This window comes from Chryseobacterium sp. II3a (assembly GCF_057815135.1).
Genome location: NZ_JBYPZJ010000007.1, coordinates 223,502 through 241,982 on the forward strand (window position 1 = coordinate 223,502; position 18,481 = coordinate 241,982).

Sequence of the window (18,481 nt, forward strand, 5' to 3'; positions counted from 1 at the left end):
GAATGCAAGGCAGAGGGTATATTACTTTTTCGAATTTCATGGTGTAATGGGTTCGGCACAAAAATCTGAATTTTTCCTGATATAAAAGAATGGATTTGTTATAAATTATAAAAACATAAAAGAGCAGTAGGAACTGCTCTGTATTTTATCTTACAACTATTTTTTTATGAATATACACATCCACAGCCTGCTTCCCATGGCATACAGTCGCGCTTAGGTTCGTGGCAGTTATCATCAGGATTACCTCCGCCGGAAGATCTGTAACAAATTCCTCCGCTGCAATAATAAGAACCTGAAACAGCAGGGCACTTTCCTTCTATATCACAGTCTGCATAAGGTAGATCTCCACCGTTTATGAATACAAGATGATGTCTTTTTAATTTCTTTAAATTTTTCATAGTGATTGATTTTTAGTTTGTTAAATCTAAATTATGTAAAATATAATACTCGTACAAGTAATTAAATTAATCATTAGCTAAGAGGTAAGTTAATTTTTATAATGCATGACTTAAAATTGAGTATCTTTATTTCATTAAAATCTTATTTTAAATATTGCCCCGATATCAAGCATAATTCTAAAGCTTGAAAGATAACAGGTTCAGAGGTTCTGAATCAAATACTCTATTATTTAAATCCAATCTAATTATAGAAGAACAAACTCTCCATGATTAAAATGGTTTGAATAATAACCATCATATTTTAAATAAGATCATTATGAAAACAAATACAATTGCCGTTATCGGCGGAACAGGAAAATCCGGAAAATATCTGGTACAAAACCTTCTTGAAAAAGGATATCCAATCAAACTTTTATGGAGAAATCCTGAAGATTTCAAAATGCAGGATCCCTTGATTGAAATAGTAAAAGGAGATGTAAGGGATGAAGAAGCTGTACATTCATTAATTAAAGGCTGTGATGTGGTGATAAGTACATTAGGGCAGCCAAAAGGAGAGAAGTCTATCTTCAGTGATGCTGCAGAAAATATCATCCGAACGATGAATTATTATGGAATCAAAAGATATATTGTAACGACTGGATTAAGCGTGAATACTTCGGCGGATCAAAAAAATGACCGTGTAAAAATGGCTACAGAATGGATGTATCAGAATTATCCTGAAACCACTTTGGATAAACAGAAAGAATATCAGCTGCTGTTAGAAAGCAGTCTGGACTGGACTTTGGTACGATTACCACTTATTAATTTAACAGACGAAAGTTTTACCACTGAAACGAGTCTGATTGATTGTAAAGGTGAAAATATCAGTGCTGCAGATCTTGCAGAGTTTTTGGTTTCGCAGATTAAAGATTCTAATTACATTAGGAAAAGCCCATTCCTCTATAATATTTAATTTAAACATATTGGAGTAATAATAAAACAGAGAGCTCAATGGCTCTCTGTTTCTATTTATTTTTCAAGTTTTTCCTTGATGTATTTCGCTGTATATGACTTTTTATTTTTCGTAAGATCTTCAGGAGTTCCGGCGAAAACTACTTCACCACCATGTTTTCCTGCTTCCGGGCCAATATCAATGATATAATCAGCACATTTGATAATATCCGGCTGATGTTCAATAACGATCACCGAATGCCCAAGATCAATCAGGGCCTGCAATGATTTCAACAGCTTTTGAATATCGTGGAAATGAAGTCCGGTAGAAGGTTCATCGAAAATAAATAAGGTTTTGTCTGTAGTAACTCCTTTTACCAGGAATGAAGCCAGTTTTACACGCTGTGCTTCACCTCCGGAAAGGGTAGAAGAACTTTGTCCCAGCTGTAAATAACCTAATCCTACTTCCTGTAAAGGTCTCAGCTTGGTTACAATTTTTTCTTCATTATTATCTTTAAAGAATTCCAATGCTTCATCTACTGTCATGTGAAGAATATCGGAAATGCTTTTCTCATCAAATTTTACTTCAAGAATTTCACTTTTAAATCGGGTTCCTTTACAAACCTCACATTCAAGTTCAATATCAGCCATAAACTGCATCGAAACATTGATTACCCCTTCACCTTTGCATTCATCACATCTTCCGCCATCTACGTTGAAAGAGAAATGTTTTGGTTTGTAGCCCATCATTTTTGCCACTTTCTGCTTAGCAAAAAGATCACGGATGTCATCGTAAGCTTTCAGATAAGTTACAGGGTTGGAACGGGAAGACTTTCCGATAGGATTCTGATCGATCAGTTCAATATTTTTGATAAGCTTTTTCGGGAATTCTACAGAATCATAGTCTCCTTTTTTTCCACCCATTCCCAGCTGAATCTGAATGTCGTTAGTAAGGATTTCCTTCATCAACGTAGATTTTCCACTTCCGGAAACCCCTGAAATAACGGTAAGACTTTCCAAAGGAACATCTACATCAATGTTTTTAAGGTTGTTTTGACGAGCTCCTTTAATATGAATCCACTCTTTTGCTTTTCTGCGTTTCTTCGGTACCTCTATTTCCAGTCTTCCTGTAAGGTATTCTGAGGTAAGTGTATTGGCTTTTTTCAGATCCTTATAATCTCCTGCAAATACCAGTTCACCACCAAGATAACCTGCTTCAGGACCAATATCAATGATATAATCGGCGGCATGCATTACATCTTCGTCATGTTCTACTACGATAACCGTATTTCCTAAATCACGAAGGTTTTTCAATACTTCGATTAGGTTTTCCGTATCTTTAGAGTGAAGTCCGATAGAGGGTTCATCTAAAATATAAATGGAACCTACCAAAGAACTTCCTAAGCTTGTTGCCAGGTTAATTCTTTGACTTTCCCCCCCGGAAAGCGTATTCGAGGTTCTGTTTAAGGTTAAATATCCTAACCCAACCTTTAATAAAAATTCCAGGCGGGTTGTGATTTCGTATAATAACCTCTTGGCAACTTCCTTATCGTGATCAGATAGCTTTAAACTGTTGATTAATGGTGCTAGTTCATCCAACGGAAGTTCAATCATAGATTGAATATTATGTCCGTCTACTTTTACCCAGCTTGTTTCTTCACGAAGTCTCAATCCTTCACAGGTTGGGCAAAGCGTTTTTCCTCTGTAACGGGAGAGCATGACACGGTACTGGATTTTATAAAGGTTTTCTTCAAGCATTTTGAAGAAATTGTTGATACATGGGAAATTGCTTTTGCCATCACCTTTCCAAAGAAAGTTTTTCTGTTCCTTGGTCAATTGATGATAAGGCTTATGAATAGGGAAGTCACCAGCTTTCTTAATGAAATCTTTTTTCCATTCGCTCATGGTTTCTCCTCTCCAGCAGACTACAGCGTCTTCGTAGACAGATAATGTTTTATTAGGAACCACAAGATCTTCATCTATTCCAATTACTTTTCCGTAACCTTCACAAGCGGGACAAGCTCCATATGGATTATTGAAGCTGAAGAAATGGACGTTCGGTTCAAGAAATTCCATTCCATCCAGTTCAAATTTATTGGAGAATTCTTTTACCTTTTCTGTATTTGTATTCTTCAAAGAACAATAACCACGGCCTTCATAAAATGCCATCTGAATAGAATCTGCCAAACGCTGTAAAAAACTTTCATCTTCTTCATAGGAAAAACGATCGATTACCAGGTTGATTTTCATTCCTTTTTCCGGAGCAAATCCGAAACTTTCAAGATCTTCAATCCCTGCCAAATTTCCATTGATCTCAAGTCTTGTAAAACCTGCCAGTTTTAAAACGTTTAACGTTTCCTTAAAATTATCAGCATCATATTCCAATGGGGCTGTTAATAAAAAGGAAGTATCTTTTTTGGAAGCTTTAATAAAGTCTACCACATCAGAAACGGAATCTTTTTTCACTTCTTCCCCCGAAACCGGAGAAAATGTTTTTCCAATCCTTGCAAACAAAAGTTTCATATAATCATAGATCTCTGTAGAAGTTCCTACAGTAGAACGTGGATTGGATGAAATTACTTTCTGCTGGATGGCAATGGAGGGAGCGAGTCCTTTAATATCATCAACTTTAGGTTTTTCTAATTTTCCTAAGAACTGACGGGCATAAGAACTTAAACTTTCCACATATCTTCTCTGACCTTCTGCATAGATTGTATCAAATGCCAGAGATGATTTACCACTTCCTGATACGCCGGTAATAACAATCAGTTTATTTTTCGGAATCAGGACATCTATATGTTTCAGATTGTTAAGATGCGCATTCTTAACGAAAATCTGTTTTTTAATATCTATTTCTGTAGTATCAGCCATATTTTGTTTATACATAAAAACAACTGTACAGTGTTGTAAACTGCCAGTTTAATGGTGTTTTCCGGAATATCCCGGGATGTCATTAATTGAACTTTCAACATATTTCTGAATTCATCTGACTGAGGAAGCGGTTTGTAAAAATGCTGCCAAAAATACAGTTGAAAAAGAATATTTTCGCTGTAAAATTAAGACCCACAAAATTACGAATTTTTAGCGAAAATTATATGCTTCTCCTGTTACTAAAATTGTATATCAAAAAATAAAAACAGGACAGTGGATACCACAATAGGGTACTCAAAAAAGGGTAATTTAGAATGTTTTTTGTGGAATTATTTTCTGTTTGTACTGTGTTTTTATTGAATTTTAAACAGTTTCTGATCTTTTAACATGTTTTTTTATCGGGGTATTGTTTTATGTTTTAAAATTATTTAAAATTGTATTCATAAATATGTAATATAGAAATGAGAAAATTATTCAGAGATCTAGTTACACATTTAATGAGAAAAAGATAGAAACCTCCCTCAAAAAAACATAGACGCAGCATTCAGGCCGCGTCTTTTTTTATGACAAGTATCATTTGCCTGTCTTCATGAACTCCCTTACTTTTGAACCTTGTTAAAAGAAACTACGGAAACGGTTATGATTAAAAAGATAGGAAGTGTTTTTTTTCTGGGATCTCTGCTTTGGGTACAGGCTCAGGAAAAAACTACAGATATTGAAAACATTGAATTTCAAGGGAAATTTATCTCTACACCCTATAAAAGTGCCAACCAGAATATTACGGTTATTACAAAGGAAGAAATTGCCAATACACCTTCCAAAAGTATTGATGAAATTCTTCAGCAGGTTCCGGGTATGGATATCAGAAGGAGAGGGTCTAATGGAGTTCAGAGTGATATCAGTTTCCGAGGAAGTTCCTTTGAACAGGTTTTGCTATTATTAAACGGGGTTAGAATCAATGATTCTCAGACCGGACATAATTCTATGAATATTCCGGTTGATCTGGAGGATGTGGAAAAAATTGAGATCATCAAGGGACCTGCTGCCAGACGTTTTGGTCAAAATGCCTACGCAGGAGTCATTAATGTGATTACCAAACCAGGAATAGGGAAAAAGTTTAAAATCACTGCGGAAGGAGGGGATTATAGTTCTTATAGATTAGGATTTAATGCGCAGATGGGAAATGAAAAGTTTTCCAATACCCTTCAGGCCAATACTTCAGGATCAGAGGGCTATATGTATAATACAGATTACGAAATCAGAAATGTATTCTATCAGGGAAAACTTAATATTAAAAATGGGGATTTGAGACTTCAGGCTGGTTTTTCGGAAAAGAAATTTGGTGCTAATGGGTTTTATGCTTCCAAAGCAGCTATAAACCAGTATGAGGAAATGCAGGCTTCCATTGTAAGTGTTGCACATCAACAGACTTTTGGGAAATTAAAGCTTAACTCTAATGTATACTGGAGAAGAGGGCAGGACATGTACCTTTATACCAGACAAAATCCTAATGGTTATAGAAATATGCATATCGGGAATAATGTTGGAGGAGAAATAAACTCAAGTTATCAATGGGGATTAGGAACTACTGGAGTAGGTGTGGAGCTGAGAAAGGAATTTCTGGTGAGTACCAATCTTGGAACTCCTAACCGTTTTGTTTCTCAGGTTTTCTTTGAGCACCATTTTTCATTATTAGATAAAAAATTAAATATCAGCCCCGGAATTTCATGGGCTAATTATTCTAAAGAAGGAAACTTTTTCTATCCCGGCCTGGATGTGGGATATAATTTCAATCCTAACAATAAGATCTACGGAAACATTGCAAAAGTACACCGTGTTCCTACCTTCACGGAACTTTATTATATAAGCCCTACAGAACGTGGAAACCCTGGCCTGCAACCTGAAAATGCAATTTCATCAGAAATAGGATATCAATACCAGAATAGGAAGATTTTAGCGAAAGTGAGCGGATTCTTAAGAGATTCAAAAAATTCTATTGATTGGCTTAAAAAGGACCCTAAAGATTTAACCTGGTTAGCTGCAAATGTTGGAGATATCAAGGTGAAAGGTGTGGAAGCTGAGATTAGCTATAAGATAACAAACTGGCTGAAACCTACAGCTGGATATACCTATATTGACAGCAAATATCAGGAACCTAATGAATGGACTTCAAGATATATCTTGGATAACCTGAAGCATCAGATCATTGGTAAGCTGGAAACAAAATTCTTGGGTGATTTCACCAATGAGCTGGTTTACAGATATAATGAGAGGATGAATTTAGGAAGCTACCATCTCTTGGATGATAAACTAAGTTTTTATAAAAAAGGCTATTCTGTGTATGTTTTAGTGAATAATATCACCAATACAAAATATACGGAAGCATTTGGGGTGGAAATGCCGCAAAGGTGGTTCCATATTGGTTTTTCATACACAATTAATATGAAGTAAGTGTTAATCCAATATTAATGAAAGTTAATATTAACAAATTGTTAAAAAAATTACATTTGCAAAAATTTTTTATGAAACGTTTTCTAGGTTTAAGTCTACTTCTTAGTCTATCTTTCTTCAAAGCACAGGAACACATTTCCAGCTTCAATGCAGTGACTTTAACCTACAAATTTCATCCTAAGTTTTTCATGTATGGAGAAGGGCAGTTGAGAGGTAACGAAGATTATACTTATCCTGATTATTATGAAATAAAAGGGGGATTAGGGTATAATCTTACCAAGAACCATAAACCATTTGTGGGACTTGGAAGATATGTTAACTATAAGGATAAAAAATTAAGCAGAGAAGAGTTCAGGGTTTGGCTTCAGGATATCATTGATGTTAAAAAAGGGATTGTAAAGTTTGAGAACCGTTTTCGTGTTGAGAAAAGTTGGTTTTATGAACCACAAACAGATCAGACTTCTCAAAGGATGCGTTATCGTTACCGTTTGAACATTAGCGTTCCTTTAAATGCCAAAACCATCAAAAAAGGAACTGTTTTTGCGAATGCTTATGATGAAATATTCCTTGTATCCCCGATGAAGCCTACTTTTGCGAGAAACAGAGTCTATGGCGGTTTCGGCTATCAGATCGATGAATACTTTGGAATTGTAAGTGGATACCTTTGGCAGCGCGAATTTGAAGCCAAAGGAAATAAAAATCTCCATTTTATCTACCTGGCTTTGAACATCAACATTGATGGCACAGACCATGAGGTAAAAACATATGATTTCCCAGGTGCAGATTAATATTTTTCTATCAGATAACGATAGGCTTTAAGATATTTGTTAAACCTTTTAATGTCCTTAGGAGTAAGCTCTCGGTTTACTCTTCTAAGGTCCATATTATCGCGAAGATCATTAATTTTTACTGCTACTGCAAGAAGAGATCTTTCTGTTCTCTTAATAAAGTCATCATAATCCTCTTCCGGATCAAATTTAGTAAGGCAGCTGATGGCAAAAATAATGTATTCAGGAAAGCCCTCTGTTCTTAAATAATCAAGACTGAATTCCAGTGGATGATCTTCTACAACATCATGCAGTATACCAACGATTTTTTCATCAATTGTTTTCCCGTATTCCATGACACGCATAACGTGGCCAATGTAAGGAGCGTGGTATTTATCAGTTTGTCCTTTATGAGCCTTATCGGCAATCTTTATTGCTTTATTGAGTAATTCTTCTTTTGTCATTTTTCTATGAAAATAGAGTACAAAAATAAAAAATGCCTTAAAAAAATAAGACATTTTTGTAAAGATTATTTACAATTATTCTAGAAATTTGTTTCATCCTCTACAGGAGCATTAGGAGCGTTATTTTTTACGGATTCTATTCCGTTTTCCATGCCATTGTCTGATTCATACATTTGACTGGTTCCGATGATTTGTCCGTTTCCCGCTTTAAGGTTGAAGTAGCACCTGCCGTCTCTGGCTGTGTTCCTTTCAAATTTAGCATCTTCCTGAGAATTGGTCTTTACAGATCCGATTCCGTTTTCGCAAGATGGTCTTGTACTATATCCTTGACTAGTTAAAATGACCTGACCGTTTCCGGCTTTAAGATTGAACTGAAACTCGCCGTTTGATCTTTTTGAAATAATAAATTTTCCCATATGTTTTATTTTGAGTTAACTGGTTTTAGTTATAATAAAGTTAGGAAAAAATATTGAAATCAGCTGTTCTTTAAAATTTCTATAAAATCAAAAAAAAACGCCCCAAATGGGACGTTTTGAAATCAAATTTATGTTATAAAGACTAATAAGCTCCTTTTTCAATATAGTGAGCAGCTACTTTTTCAGTTAATGCTACTACATTTGGATGATTAGTATACTTAGTGAATCTTCTTAATCCTGAAAGCATCATTCTCTGCTCATCTCCTTCAGCGAAAGAAATAATTCCTTCTTTAGCGGCTACGATGATTTTCTCAACAGCTTTGTAAAGATTTAATTGAGCCATAGCTGCTTCCACAGAATCAGGAGAGAAATGTTTCTCAGCTCTTAATACTGCAGATTCTGCCATGTAGATTTGGTTAAGAATTTCAGAAGCATTCAATAATAAATGTTGTTGTTTCTCAATATCCATCATATACTTTTGAAGAGCTGCTCCCGAAACCATAAGGAATACTTTCTTAAGGTTAGCGATAATCGCTTTTTCTTCGCTCATGAATTCAGAATAGTCAGGAACTTCAAATGAAGGAATACCCATCAATTCTTTGCTGATGGCCATTGCAGGAGATAAAAGGTCTAATTCACCTTTCATTGCTCTCTTAATAAGCATTCCTACGGCCAATAATCTGTTGATTTCGTTGGTTCCTTCATAGATTCTTGAAATTCTTGAATCTCTCCATGCAGCTTCCATTGGAGTATCTTCAGAGAATCCCATCCCTCCGTATACCTGTATTCCTTCATCAGCAGTGTGCTGTGCAAGATCAGAAACGAATACTTTAAGGATTGAACATTCTACAGCGAATTCTTCTACACCTTTAAGCTCAGCAGCCTGGTGATCCATACCACCTGCTACCAATTCGTCAATTTTATCCTGAACGTTTTTCGCTGCTCTGTAAGAACCTGCCTCACTTACGAAAACTCCTGTTGCCATTTCAGCAAGTTTCTTTCTGATCGCTCCGAAAGTAGCAATAGAAACTCCAAACTGCTTTCTTTCGTTAGAATACTGAATAGAGTGGTTTAAAATTCTTCTTTGAGCATCAAGACAAGCAGCCGCTAGTTTGATACGACCTACGTTCAGTGCATTTAAAGCGATTTTGAAACCATTGTTTCTTTCTCCTAAAAGGTTCTCTACAGGTATTTTCATATCATTAAAGAAAACCTGGCGAGTAGAAGAGGCGCGGATACCTAATTTATGTTCTTCTTCACCGAAAGTTAAGCTTTCAGGGTTTTCCAATTCAGATCTGTTGATTACAAATCCTGTGATATTTTTATCGTCATCAATTTTAGCAAATAATGTGAATGTATCTGCAAATCCTGCATTAGATATCCACATTTTCTGTCCGTTGATGATATAATGTTTTCCATCTTCAGAAAGCTTAGCTCTTGTTTTTCCCGAATTTGCGTCAGAACCAGCATCCGGCTCAGTTAAGCAGTAAGCCCCGAATTTTGTTCCTGTTGCTAAGTCCGGAAGGTATTTTTTCTTTTGCTCTTCAGTTCCGTAAAGAACGATCGGCAGGGTTCCGATTCCAGTGTGCGCTCCATAAGCTGTTGCTAATGAACCTGTAGTTCCCGAAAGGTAATCACAAGCTAACATCGTAGTGACAAAGCCCATTCCAAGACCTCCGTATTCTTCAGGAACTGCGATTCCCAGCATTCCCATATCTCCAAGCTTACGCATTGTTTCTTCTGTGAATGCATAATCTTTCTTTTCGAAACGTTCTCTTTGAGGAACAACCTCTCTATCTATAAATTCCTTCGCAGAATCACGAAGCATTTTTTGTTCTTCATTCAATTCTTCAATGCTGAAAATTTCGTTTGCAGGAATTTGTTTGATTAGGAATTCACCTCCTTTTAGTGTAGCCATATATTATTTTGTTTTTTTAGATTAATAGAACAAAGAGAAAAGAATCAAGACTTATAATGTTAAATTTTTTTGAAAGCCAGAAATCATTCTCTGTAGTTCTGTTATTTTATTTTCTATTTCTTCGGTTTTAGAAATTTCAAGATAGTTTCTGTTACCCGAAATAATAATTTGAGTTTGCAATTCATAAAGAGAGCCAAGACTTATTTCTAAAAAACGATTGAAATCCTTATTTGAACTTCTACTTGAACCTTCTGCAATATTTGAAGCTACAGAAACTGTACATCTTCTAATTTGAGATTTAAGTCCAAATTCTTCATTTTTTGGAAAACTATCTGTAATAACATAAATTTCATCAGCTAGTTCAATGGAAAGTTTCCAGATGTTAAGATGTTTGAAATTATGTTTCATTATAGTCTTTGCTCTTTATTCTTTACTCTTTTAGTCTATAATAGTTCAAAAATCGAAGCCGCTCCTTGTCCAGTTCCTACACACATAGAAACCATTCCGTATTTGTTGCCACGTCTTCTCATTTCATCAAGAAGCTGAACCGTTAACTTTGTTCCTGTACATCCTAGTGGGTGGCCAAGAGCGATTGCTCCTCCGTTTACGTTTAAGATATCCGGATTTAGCCCTAATTCTTTTTTGATTGCTACTGACTGTGATGCAAATGCTTCATTTAATTCGATCAAATCAATATCTTTTAATTCAAGACCTGCTTGTTTTAAAGCTTTTGGAATGGCATAGATTGGTCCCATTCCCATGATTCTTGGCTCAAGACCAGCAGCAGCATAGGCTACTAATCTTGCTTCAGGTTCCAGTCCTAATTCTTTTACCATTTCTTCACTCATTACCATAACGAAAGCAGCACCATCACTCATCTGAGAAGAGTTTCCGGCAGTTACGCTTCCTCCATTGGCAAATACAGGTCTAAGTTTAGCCAAACCAGCTAAAGAAGTATCAGCCCTAGGCCCTTCATCAACTGAGAAATCAAATTTCTTAGTCTGAATCTTTTGATTTTCATCAAGGAAGTTATATTCTACAGGAATTGGAACGATCTGGTTAGCAAATTTACCTTCCTGATTCGCTTTTAAGGCTTTCATATGGGACTCAAAAGCAAACTGATCTTGTTCTTCTCTGGTAATATTATATTGTTTTGCTACTTCTTCAGCAGTGTAGCCCATTCCCCAATAGTAATCAGGGTTTGTTTTAGCGATATCCGTTTCAGGAACCGGCTTATAACCACCCATCGGAATATAAGACATGGACTCAGTACCTCCGGCAATGATACAATCTGCCATTCCCGCCTGAATTTTTGCAGAAGCAATAGCAATCGCTTCACTTCCTGAAGCACAGTATCTGTTTACAGTTACTCCTGGCACTTTATCTGTATTTAGACCCATTAAAGAAATCAAACGAGCTACGTTTAATCCCTGCTCTGCCTCAGGCATTGCATTTCCTACAATAAGGTCATCAATTCTGTTTTTATCTAATTGCGGAAGCTCAGCCATTAATTTTTCAATAACGGTAGCTGCCATGACATCAGGACGTGTAAAACGCAGGGATCCTTTTGGTGCTTTTCCTACTGCTGATCTGAATCCTTTTACAATGTATGCTGTTTTCATTTTTTTTAAATTAAATTATTTTTTGAAAGATTTTTGCCTCGTAGAGGTAAACTGTTCATAGCTTGTTTGTGTTGATTTTACAATTTGAGGAGCTCCGTAGGAGCGACCTGTTAATCATCAATCCATTCAAATAAATAGTTCGAATCATATTCTATTTCAAATTTTGACATAAAGTTCAGATATTCTTCTCTAAAAGTTGTCTTCTTATGATGTTCTTCCTGGTTTAAAATATATTTTACAACCGAATCAACACTACTTTTAGAATAAGAAAAAGCTCCATATCCTTCCTGCCAATTGAATTTTCCATTCATCCATCCTTTTTCATTGATGAATTTTGAAGATCCTGCTTTAATATCTCTTACTAAATCTGAAACGGACATTGTCGGATTCATATTTACAAGGATATGAACGTGGTCTGGCATTGCAAAAACTGCGAATAATTTTTGATTTCTGTTAGAAACAATACCTGTCATCAATTGATGTAATTCTTCTCTGTTTTCTTTCGAAATCAGATTTTGTCTTCCTCTTACAGCAAAAACAATTTGAATATAAATCTGTGTATAGGTATTGGCCATAAAAATTAACAGGTCGCCTCTACGAGGCTCTCTAATCTCTTAAAATTATTCTATAGCTATTAACAGTTCGCTCCTACGGAGCTCCCCATTAGTTTCTTAATGGTTTCCCATTTTGTAACATATACTGAATTCTCTCTAAAGTTTTTCTTTCACCACAAAGCTGAAGGAATGTTTCTCTTTCAAGGTTCAATAAATATTGTTCAGTAACTATTGTTGGTTCAGATAAGTTTCCACCTACCATTACGTTGGCTAATTTATCTGCAATTTTCTTGTCATGTTCAGAGATATATTTTCCTGTTAGCATCTGGTCTGTTCCTACATAGAACATTCCTAATGCATCTCTACCCAAAACTTTTACTTTTTGTTCGATAGGTTGAGTATATCCTTGTTCTGCCAATAATTTTGCTACTTTTTTAGCTTCAGCAATCTGTCTGTTTTTGCTTACGGAAACGATGTCTTTTCCTTTTTCAAGGATTCCCATGTCATAAGCTTCATAGGCTGAAGTTGCTACTTTACCCATAGCAATGTTCATGAAAGCATCACGAAGTCTGTTGTTTTTAACATCATCACTGTGGAATTCTCTTGAAGTTCTTAAGGTAAGTTCTTTAGTACCACCACCACCAGGAATTACACCTACGCCGGTTTCTACAAGACCTATGTAAGTTTCTGCTGCAGCAACCACTCTGTCTGCGTGCATGGTCATTTCGCAGCCACCTCCTAAGGTCATTCCGTGAGGAGCAACTACTACAGGAATAGAAGAGTAGCGTACTCTCATCATGGACTTCTGGAAGTAAGCGATCGCCATATTCAGGTCATCCCAATCTTGCTCAATAGCCATCATTAGGATCATTGCAAGGTTAGCTCCTACAGAGAAGTTAGCCCCTTGGTTTCCTACTACTAATCCGTCATATTCTTTTTCTGCTAAATCAATAGCTCTGTTTAATCCATCAAGAACTTCGCCTCCAAGAGAGTTCATTTTTGAACGGATCTCGAAGTTGATGATACCATCTCCTAAATCAAGAATGGCTGAACCTGAATTGCTCCAAAGGGTTTTATTTTTTCTGATATTATCAAGGATAATGAAAGCATCCTGCCCAGGAATTTTGTTGTATGCTCCTGAGTTTTTATCCACATAAATGCTTTGCCCTTCATCATTAACTTTGTAGAATGTTTCTACATTTTTAACCCAGTCAGAAACTTCATATCCGGCATCTTTAGCCAGTTCAATACCTTTCTGAACACCTACGGCATCCCAGATTTCAAATGGACCATTTTCCCATCCGAAACCAGCTCTCATGGCATCGTCAATTTTGTAAACTTCATCAGAAATTTCAGGAACTTTATGAGAAACATAAGCGAATAATGCCCCTAATGATTTTCTATATAGTTCACCAGCTTTATCTTTACCACCGATCAATACTTTAAATCTGTCAATTGGTTTATCAATAGACTTAGTTAATTCTAAAGTAGGGAATGAAGATTTTCCTTGAAGTTCATATTCTAATGTATCAAGATTTAGTCCGTGAATTTCAGATTTTCCATCTGCGTTTTTCACTTTTTTATAGAAGCCCTGCTCAGTTTTTGAACCCAGCCATTTATTATCCATCATTTTCTGGATATAAGGAGGAAGAGCGAATACATCGTTAAAGTCATTTGCTTCAGCACCGCTTTGACGAACGCCGTTGGCTACCATTACCAATGTGTCAAGACCTACAACATCAGCAGTTCTGAAAGTCGCAGATTTTGGACGCCCGATTACTGGTCCTGTTAATTTATCTACATCAGAAACAGTAAGCCCTAATTTCTGTACATTGTGAAGAAGATCCATCATAGAGAATACCCCAATTCTGTTGGCAATGAATGCAGGAGTATCTTTTGCTAAAACAGTAGTTTTACCTAGGAATTTAGCTCCATAATTCATGTAGAAGTCTATGATTTCAGGATCTGTATCGTTAGTTGGAATAATCTCAAGAAGAGGAAGGTATCTTACCGGGTTGAAGAAGTGAGTTCCTGCAAAGTATTTTTTGAAATCTTCGCTTCTTCCTTCAGTTAAAAAGTGGATAGGAATCCCTGAAGTATTGGAAGAAATTAGTGTCCCCGGTTTTCTGAATTGCTCTATTTTTTCGTATACAGACTTTTTGATATCCAGTCTTTCAACAACTACTTCAATAATCCAGTCTGTATTTTTAATTTTTGGTAAATCATCATCGAAGTTCCCGATTTTGATTCTATCTGCAAACTTTGGTGAATAAAGAAGTGCAGGACTAGCTTTTTTTAGTTTTTCGAAGTTTTCGGAAGCAATTCTGTTTCTTACTGCCTTGTCTTCTTTGGTCAAACCTTTTTTCTGTTCAGCTTCAGTCAATTCGAATGGAACAATATCCAAAAGAGACACTTCTACACCAATATTGGCGAAGTGAGCTGCGATACCGCTTCCCATAATTCCTGAACCAAGAACCGTTACATGTTTGATTCTTCTTTTCATATCTATTTTTTTATTATTTATAAGGTTATATGAACCATACAGTTCATGATAATTTATTTTCTGTTATTTAATAGTTCATTGGCTATTTTCATAATCTCAGTCATCACATCTTTAAAAGTATCCATCTTTTCCGGGCTGATCTTCTCCATTACTTTTTTATTAAAGTTGACAACAACTTCCTTAGACATGTTTCTGGAGTTTAATCCTTTATCTGTAAGTTTGATAATCACCTCTCTTTTATCAGTGGTGGTTTTCTCTTTATAGATATAGCCGTTGTCTTCCAGCAGTTTAATAATTCTCGTTAGGGAAGTGGGTTCTATGGCCATTTTAGGTCCAAGATTCGTACTTCGCGTTCCTTCCTTGGGATCAATTTTAAGAAGGGTAAGTGCTTGTACTGCCGTGGAATCGTGTTCCTGAGCCAATTCTGTGTACATTTTAGAGACAGCCAACCAGGTCTGCTTTAAAATTAAATCTACGTTTTCTATTTTTTCCTTATTATTATCCATCATTTTTGCGCTAATGGTTTTACCCAAATTTAGTAAATATTATGCATGCATAATATTTATTAACGTTAAATTTTGTTAATAAGCTGATAATAAAGATGTTAAATTGTATGATTTGCATAATACTATGCATGCATAGTATGTGAAATAATCAAAGAAAACTCCTGATTAATAAATGTTTCCAATGAAATTTATGATTTCTTCGAAGGATTCACATTGCTGTTTATAGGAATCATTAGTAATTACCCAAAAACTGTCCTGAAATTCAAAATGAAGTGAAGAAAGGTCTTTTGAGAAATTTTTTTGAAGTAAAGAATAGAGCATTTCCTTCTGAACCGACGGTGCAGAGATATGTGGCGGAATAAAACTCTCGTGTATTTGAAATAAAGAAGCATTGGTCAGCTCATCATGCTGAAGCAATACATCTTCAACTATTCCTGAACAAAGCTGCGTATCTTTTACATACCATATTTTATCTGCAAATTCTTTAGCTAGACGCCAATCGTGTGAAGAAAACAGAATAAGCTTATTTTGTTCCTTAGCAAGCTTTCTTAATGTTTTAAGAATAATGATCTTATTTTTTTCATCCAAATGAGTAGTTGGTTCATCCAGAATAATAACAGGAGAATTCTGAGTAATGGCGCGCCCAATAAATGCTTTCTGAAGGTTCCCATCCGAAAGATTCTTAAGGAGTGTATATTTGTATTGCCCGAGGTCCAGTTCCTCAATAATATGAGCAACCTCTTCACGATCCTCTTTTTTTAATTCAAAATAAAAAGGGTAGTAGATATATTTTCCTAAAGAAATAAGATCCTCAACTGTATAATGCTGTGGGATCATTGATTTTGAAAAAACGATAGCAATATTCTCTGCAATTTCTTTTACAGAAAGCTTTTTTACATTTTTTTTGTCTATTAAAATCTCTCCCTTCAACAATGGAATCTGATGCAGAATAGATTTGATCAAAGTTGTTTTCCCTACACCATTATTTCCAATCAATAAGCATACATCACCAAGCTTTAATTCTGCATTAGCATTTGAAATTAATGTTGTATTGTATCCGATATTGGCTTGTTTGATTTGTATATACATGCTTGATGTTGGTTAAAATGCAAAGTTGCAAATTGTATTACAAAAATACTGTTTTAACGCGCATGGAATTTGACTTTGCTAATTTTTTTTCTGTTTTTACTTTATAAACAATTAACAACTCTAGTAACTCCATTTTTGAAAACATCAGATTGAAAATTGAGGATCATACCAAGCTTACAATTGGTCATTTTTAAATAAGTTAAAAGTTGAGCTTTATGAACAGGACTGATATAGTCAACAGTTTTTATTTCTAAGATAACTTTGTTTTCTATAATTATATCAAGTCTGAAAGCATTTTCAATTTTCAAATCCTCATAAATAATAGGAAGTAGTTTTTGTCTTTCTACTGGGAACCCTGATTTTGTTAATTCATAAAACAGACATTCTTCATAAACATGTTCAAATAACCCTGAACCAATCTTTTTGTGAATTTTTAAACCAGCATCAAAAACAATTTTTGATATTTCATTTTCTGTCATTTGGAGTGTTTTTATACTTTAAATATAAGGATTGCTGATAAACAAAGGGTGAAAAATATGTATTATATTTTAAAAAAAATAGCAATTTTCAGGAAGTGTTATATTTTAAGGGGTGTTGTTGGAGAATCGCGAAGGCGCAAGATTCTGTGTTAACCTGCAAATAATATTTATATTTTTTTGTAAATTTGTTTTTTAAGTCGGCCTAGAGCTAGACTCTGTAGCGTGCTATACTATCTCAGTTTTCACGCTATTTTTTGATTTATATTTACCGTCATAAACGGTTTCATTTTTAAAAAGAATATAGATCAATTCTAATATTTTTCTTTGGATTGCTACTAAAGCCTTCATTTTTATTCCATGTTTTGAAGTGAGTCTTATATAAACTTCTTTGAAGTTATCATCCCACTTCACAATTGTTAAAGCCGGCAAAAACAAACATTTCCTTAACATTCTATTTCCTTTTTTTGATATCCGTGATTTACCTTTTACCGACGTTCCAGATTGTTTTTCTCTAACATCTAACCCTGCATAACTTGATAATTGAGACTTGTTTCTAATCAGTTCAAAGCCATTGGTCTCTCCCAAAACAGTAACCGCAGTTAAAACACCAACTCCCGGTATTGTTGTAAGTCGTTCTATCAATTGTTTTATCACAGGATTAGTATTGATAATACTATCGATATCTTTCTTTATTGCTTTTTCTTGAGCATTGAGCAAATTCATACGAGCTTGCATTCTTTCTATACTTTTTAAATGAGGAGAAGCTTGAATAGTTTCTGCATGAAGCTGATTTTTTATCACATTCCGCTCCTGAACAATTTGATCACGCTCTCTGGTAAGCTGTTGCAGCTCATTATAAGTCTGATCAGGTTTTTTCCAGTGATTTAATTTTCTTTCAAGACCGAACTGAGTAATAGCCTGAGAACAACTTTTATCAGTTATCGTTTTTATATCAAGAGTTCTTAGGTAGCTACTTATTTTATTGGGCAAAACGATATAGACCTTTTTATTATTCTCAGCAAGATAATAAGCGAACTTCTGATGATAAACCCCTGTGGCTTCCATAACATAGTGAATTTCCTGATCTTCAACACTTTGTTTTTCAATCCAATTAATCAATAATGGGATTCCAACATCTGTGTTTTTAAATACCTTATAAGCTAGAAATTTTATAGTTTGATCTTCATATAGACAACCTAAAGTAACTACTAATTCTTTTTGAGACACATCTATACCGGCTACTTGTTTTAATACTTTCATCTTTTATTGCTTTTTAAGTGAGATATCTTCCTTCGTCTTTTCTCCTGATTGGATATTCTGGATATTAAATGGGGTTTTTAATTCCTTACATTCTGCTCTGACTCTAAAAGATAAAAAAAGAATGAGGTCGTTTCTTGCGCCGAATATGTTTCTTTGAACTATTGGATTTTTATTCAACTCTCATTCTTATTCACTTTATGGCTAAGATAATATTTGAGATAAAGCAAATTATAACTTATACAAACATAGGAGG

Annotated in this window: 16 protein-coding genes; 3 read left to right on the top strand and 13 right to left on the bottom strand. The window is 35.0% G+C overall.

All coding sequences use genetic code 11. The annotated features are described in order from the left end of the window. Nucleotides 1–164 precede the first annotated feature (164 nt). Nucleotides 165–398 (bottom strand): hypothetical protein, encoded by a 234-nt coding sequence (locus AC3HD6_RS17410; RefSeq protein ID WP_488897483.1) that lies wholly within the window; start codon nt 396–398, stop codon nt 165–167. Nucleotides 399–714: 316 nt separating this feature from the next. Between AC3HD6_RS17410 and AC3HD6_RS17415 the strand changes: the two genes are divergently transcribed. Next, on the top strand, nt 715–1,350 hold the full coding sequence (locus AC3HD6_RS17415; protein WP_488897484.1) for an NAD(P)-dependent oxidoreductase: 636 nt from the start codon (nt 715–717) through the stop codon (nt 1,348–1,350). A 56-nt stretch (nt 1,351–1,406) separates the two neighbouring features. Here AC3HD6_RS17415 and uvrA read toward each other — a convergent pair whose 3' ends face one another. Further along, nucleotides 1,407–4,199 (bottom strand): excinuclease ABC subunit UvrA, encoded by a 2,793-nt coding sequence (gene uvrA / locus AC3HD6_RS17420; RefSeq protein WP_488897485.1) that lies wholly within the window; start codon nt 4,197–4,199, stop codon nt 1,407–1,409. 639 nt (nt 4,200–4,838) lie between these two features. Between uvrA and AC3HD6_RS17425 the strand changes: the two genes are divergently transcribed. Together AC3HD6_RS17425 and AC3HD6_RS17430 are read left to right on the top strand one after the other, a co-directional pair. Next, nucleotides 4,839–6,650 carry a TonB-dependent receptor plug domain-containing protein gene (locus AC3HD6_RS17425; protein ID WP_488897486.1) on the top strand — a complete coding sequence of 604 codons (1,812 nt, stop codon included), beginning with the start codon at nt 4,839–4,841 and terminating at the stop codon, nt 6,648–6,650. Between the two features lie 71 nt (nt 6,651–6,721). After that, on the top strand, nt 6,722–7,438 hold the full coding sequence (locus AC3HD6_RS17430; protein ID WP_488897487.1) for a DUF2490 domain-containing protein: 717 nt from the start codon (nt 6,722–6,724) through the stop codon (nt 7,436–7,438). Here the strand turns inward: AC3HD6_RS17430 and AC3HD6_RS17435 are convergent. From AC3HD6_RS17435 to AC3HD6_RS17485, 11 genes are all read right to left on the bottom strand, one after another. After that, nucleotides 7,435–7,881 (bottom strand): phosphohydrolase, encoded by a 447-nt coding sequence (locus AC3HD6_RS17435; RefSeq protein WP_068943125.1) that lies wholly within the window; start codon nt 7,879–7,881, stop codon nt 7,435–7,437. The genes AC3HD6_RS17430 and AC3HD6_RS17435 overlap by 4 nt on opposite strands. An 80-nt stretch (nt 7,882–7,961) precedes the next feature. Beyond that, the gene (locus AC3HD6_RS17440) at nt 7,962–8,297 is read right to left on the bottom strand and encodes a YegP family protein (protein WP_488897488.1); all 336 of its coding nucleotides are present in this window, start codon (nt 8,295–8,297) and stop codon (nt 7,962–7,964) included. A gap of 142 nt (nt 8,298–8,439) precedes the next feature. Beyond that, a complete protein-coding gene (locus tag AC3HD6_RS17445; protein ID WP_488897489.1) occupies nt 8,440–10,215 on the bottom strand; it encodes an acyl-CoA dehydrogenase FadE in 1,776 nt (591 codons plus the stop codon). 51 nt (nt 10,216–10,266) lie between these two features. After that, nucleotides 10,267–10,623, bottom strand: a complete 357-nt coding sequence (locus tag AC3HD6_RS17450; RefSeq protein WP_488897490.1) for a four helix bundle protein — start codon at nt 10,621–10,623, stop codon at nt 10,267–10,269. 35 nt (nt 10,624–10,658) lie between these two features. After that, nucleotides 10,659–11,837, bottom strand: a complete 1,179-nt coding sequence (locus AC3HD6_RS17455) for an acetyl-CoA C-acyltransferase (protein ID WP_290299003.1) — start codon at nt 11,835–11,837, stop codon at nt 10,659–10,661. A 110-nt stretch (nt 11,838–11,947) separates the two neighbouring features. Beyond that, nucleotides 11,948–12,412 carry an IS200/IS605 family transposase gene (gene tnpA / locus AC3HD6_RS17460; protein WP_488897491.1) on the bottom strand — a complete coding sequence of 155 codons (465 nt, stop codon included), beginning with the start codon at nt 12,410–12,412 and terminating at the stop codon, nt 11,948–11,950. An 88-nt stretch (nt 12,413–12,500) separates the two neighbouring features. Next, a complete protein-coding gene (locus tag AC3HD6_RS17465; RefSeq protein WP_068943131.1) occupies nt 12,501–14,894 on the bottom strand; it encodes a 3-hydroxyacyl-CoA dehydrogenase/enoyl-CoA hydratase family protein in 2,394 nt (797 codons plus the stop codon). Nucleotides 14,895–14,947: 53 nt separating this feature from the next. Next, nucleotides 14,948–15,400: a MarR family winged helix-turn-helix transcriptional regulator gene (locus AC3HD6_RS17470; RefSeq protein WP_045502437.1), complete on the bottom strand. Its 453-nt coding sequence runs from the start codon at nt 15,398–15,400 to the stop codon at nt 14,948–14,950. A gap of 165 nt (nt 15,401–15,565) precedes the next feature. Continuing rightward, entirely contained in the window at nt 15,566–16,489 is a 924-nt protein-coding gene (locus AC3HD6_RS17475; RefSeq protein WP_488897492.1) for an ABC transporter ATP-binding protein, read from the bottom strand. A 101-nt stretch (nt 16,490–16,590) separates the two neighbouring features. Next, the gene (locus AC3HD6_RS17480) at nt 16,591–16,968 is read right to left on the bottom strand and encodes a GxxExxY protein (protein WP_488897493.1); all 378 of its coding nucleotides are present in this window, start codon (nt 16,966–16,968) and stop codon (nt 16,591–16,593) included. 225 nt (nt 16,969–17,193) lie between these two features. Continuing rightward, nucleotides 17,194–18,228, bottom strand: a complete 1,035-nt coding sequence (locus tag AC3HD6_RS17485; protein ID WP_488896434.1) for an IS110 family RNA-guided transposase — start codon at nt 18,226–18,228, stop codon at nt 17,194–17,196. Nucleotides 18,229–18,481 lie beyond the last annotated feature (253 nt).

Bases quoted from the DNA above. Each gene is read 5' to 3' on its own strand.
- uvrA (WP_488897485.1), bottom strand. From the start codon at position 4,199: ATGGCTGATACTACAGAAATAGATATTAAAAAACAGATTTTCGTTAAG.
- AC3HD6_RS17480 (WP_488897493.1), bottom strand. From the start codon at position 16,968: ATGACAGAAAATGAAATATCAAAAATTGTTTTTGATGCTGGTTTAAAA.
- AC3HD6_RS17445 (WP_488897489.1), bottom strand. From the start codon at position 10,215: ATGGCTACACTAAAAGGAGGTGAATTCCTAATCAAACAAATTCCTGCA.
- AC3HD6_RS17475 (WP_488897492.1), bottom strand. From the start codon at position 16,489: ATGTATATACAAATCAAACAAGCCAATATCGGATACAATACAACATTA.
- AC3HD6_RS17465 (WP_068943131.1), bottom strand. From the start codon at position 14,894: ATGAAAAGAAGAATCAAACATGTAACGGTTCTTGGTTCAGGAATTATG.
- tnpA (WP_488897491.1), bottom strand. From the start codon at position 12,412: ATGGCCAATACCTATACACAGATTTATATTCAAATTGTTTTTGCTGTA.
- AC3HD6_RS17415 (WP_488897484.1), top strand. From the start codon at position 715: ATGAAAACAAATACAATTGCCGTTATCGGCGGAACAGGAAAATCCGGA.
- AC3HD6_RS17455 (WP_290299003.1), bottom strand. From the start codon at position 11,837: ATGAAAACAGCATACATTGTAAAAGGATTCAGATCAGCAGTAGGAAAA.
- AC3HD6_RS17485 (WP_488896434.1), bottom strand. From the start codon at position 18,228: ATGAAAGTATTAAAACAAGTAGCCGGTATAGATGTGTCTCAAAAAGAA.
- AC3HD6_RS17470 (WP_045502437.1), bottom strand. From the start codon at position 15,400: ATGGATAATAATAAGGAAAAAATAGAAAACGTAGATTTAATTTTAAAG.
- AC3HD6_RS17435 (WP_068943125.1), bottom strand. From the start codon at position 7,881: ATGACAAAAGAAGAATTACTCAATAAAGCAATAAAGATTGCCGATAAG.
- AC3HD6_RS17430 (WP_488897487.1), top strand. From the start codon at position 6,722: ATGAAACGTTTTCTAGGTTTAAGTCTACTTCTTAGTCTATCTTTCTTC.
- AC3HD6_RS17425 (WP_488897486.1), top strand. From the start codon at position 4,839: ATGATTAAAAAGATAGGAAGTGTTTTTTTTCTGGGATCTCTGCTTTGG.
- AC3HD6_RS17450 (WP_488897490.1), bottom strand. From the start codon at position 10,623: ATGAAACATAATTTCAAACATCTTAACATCTGGAAACTTTCCATTGAA.
- AC3HD6_RS17440 (WP_488897488.1), bottom strand. From the start codon at position 8,297: ATGGGAAAATTTATTATTTCAAAAAGATCAAACGGCGAGTTTCAGTTC.
- AC3HD6_RS17410 (WP_488897483.1), bottom strand. From the start codon at position 398: ATGAAAAATTTAAAGAAATTAAAAAGACATCATCTTGTATTCATAAAC.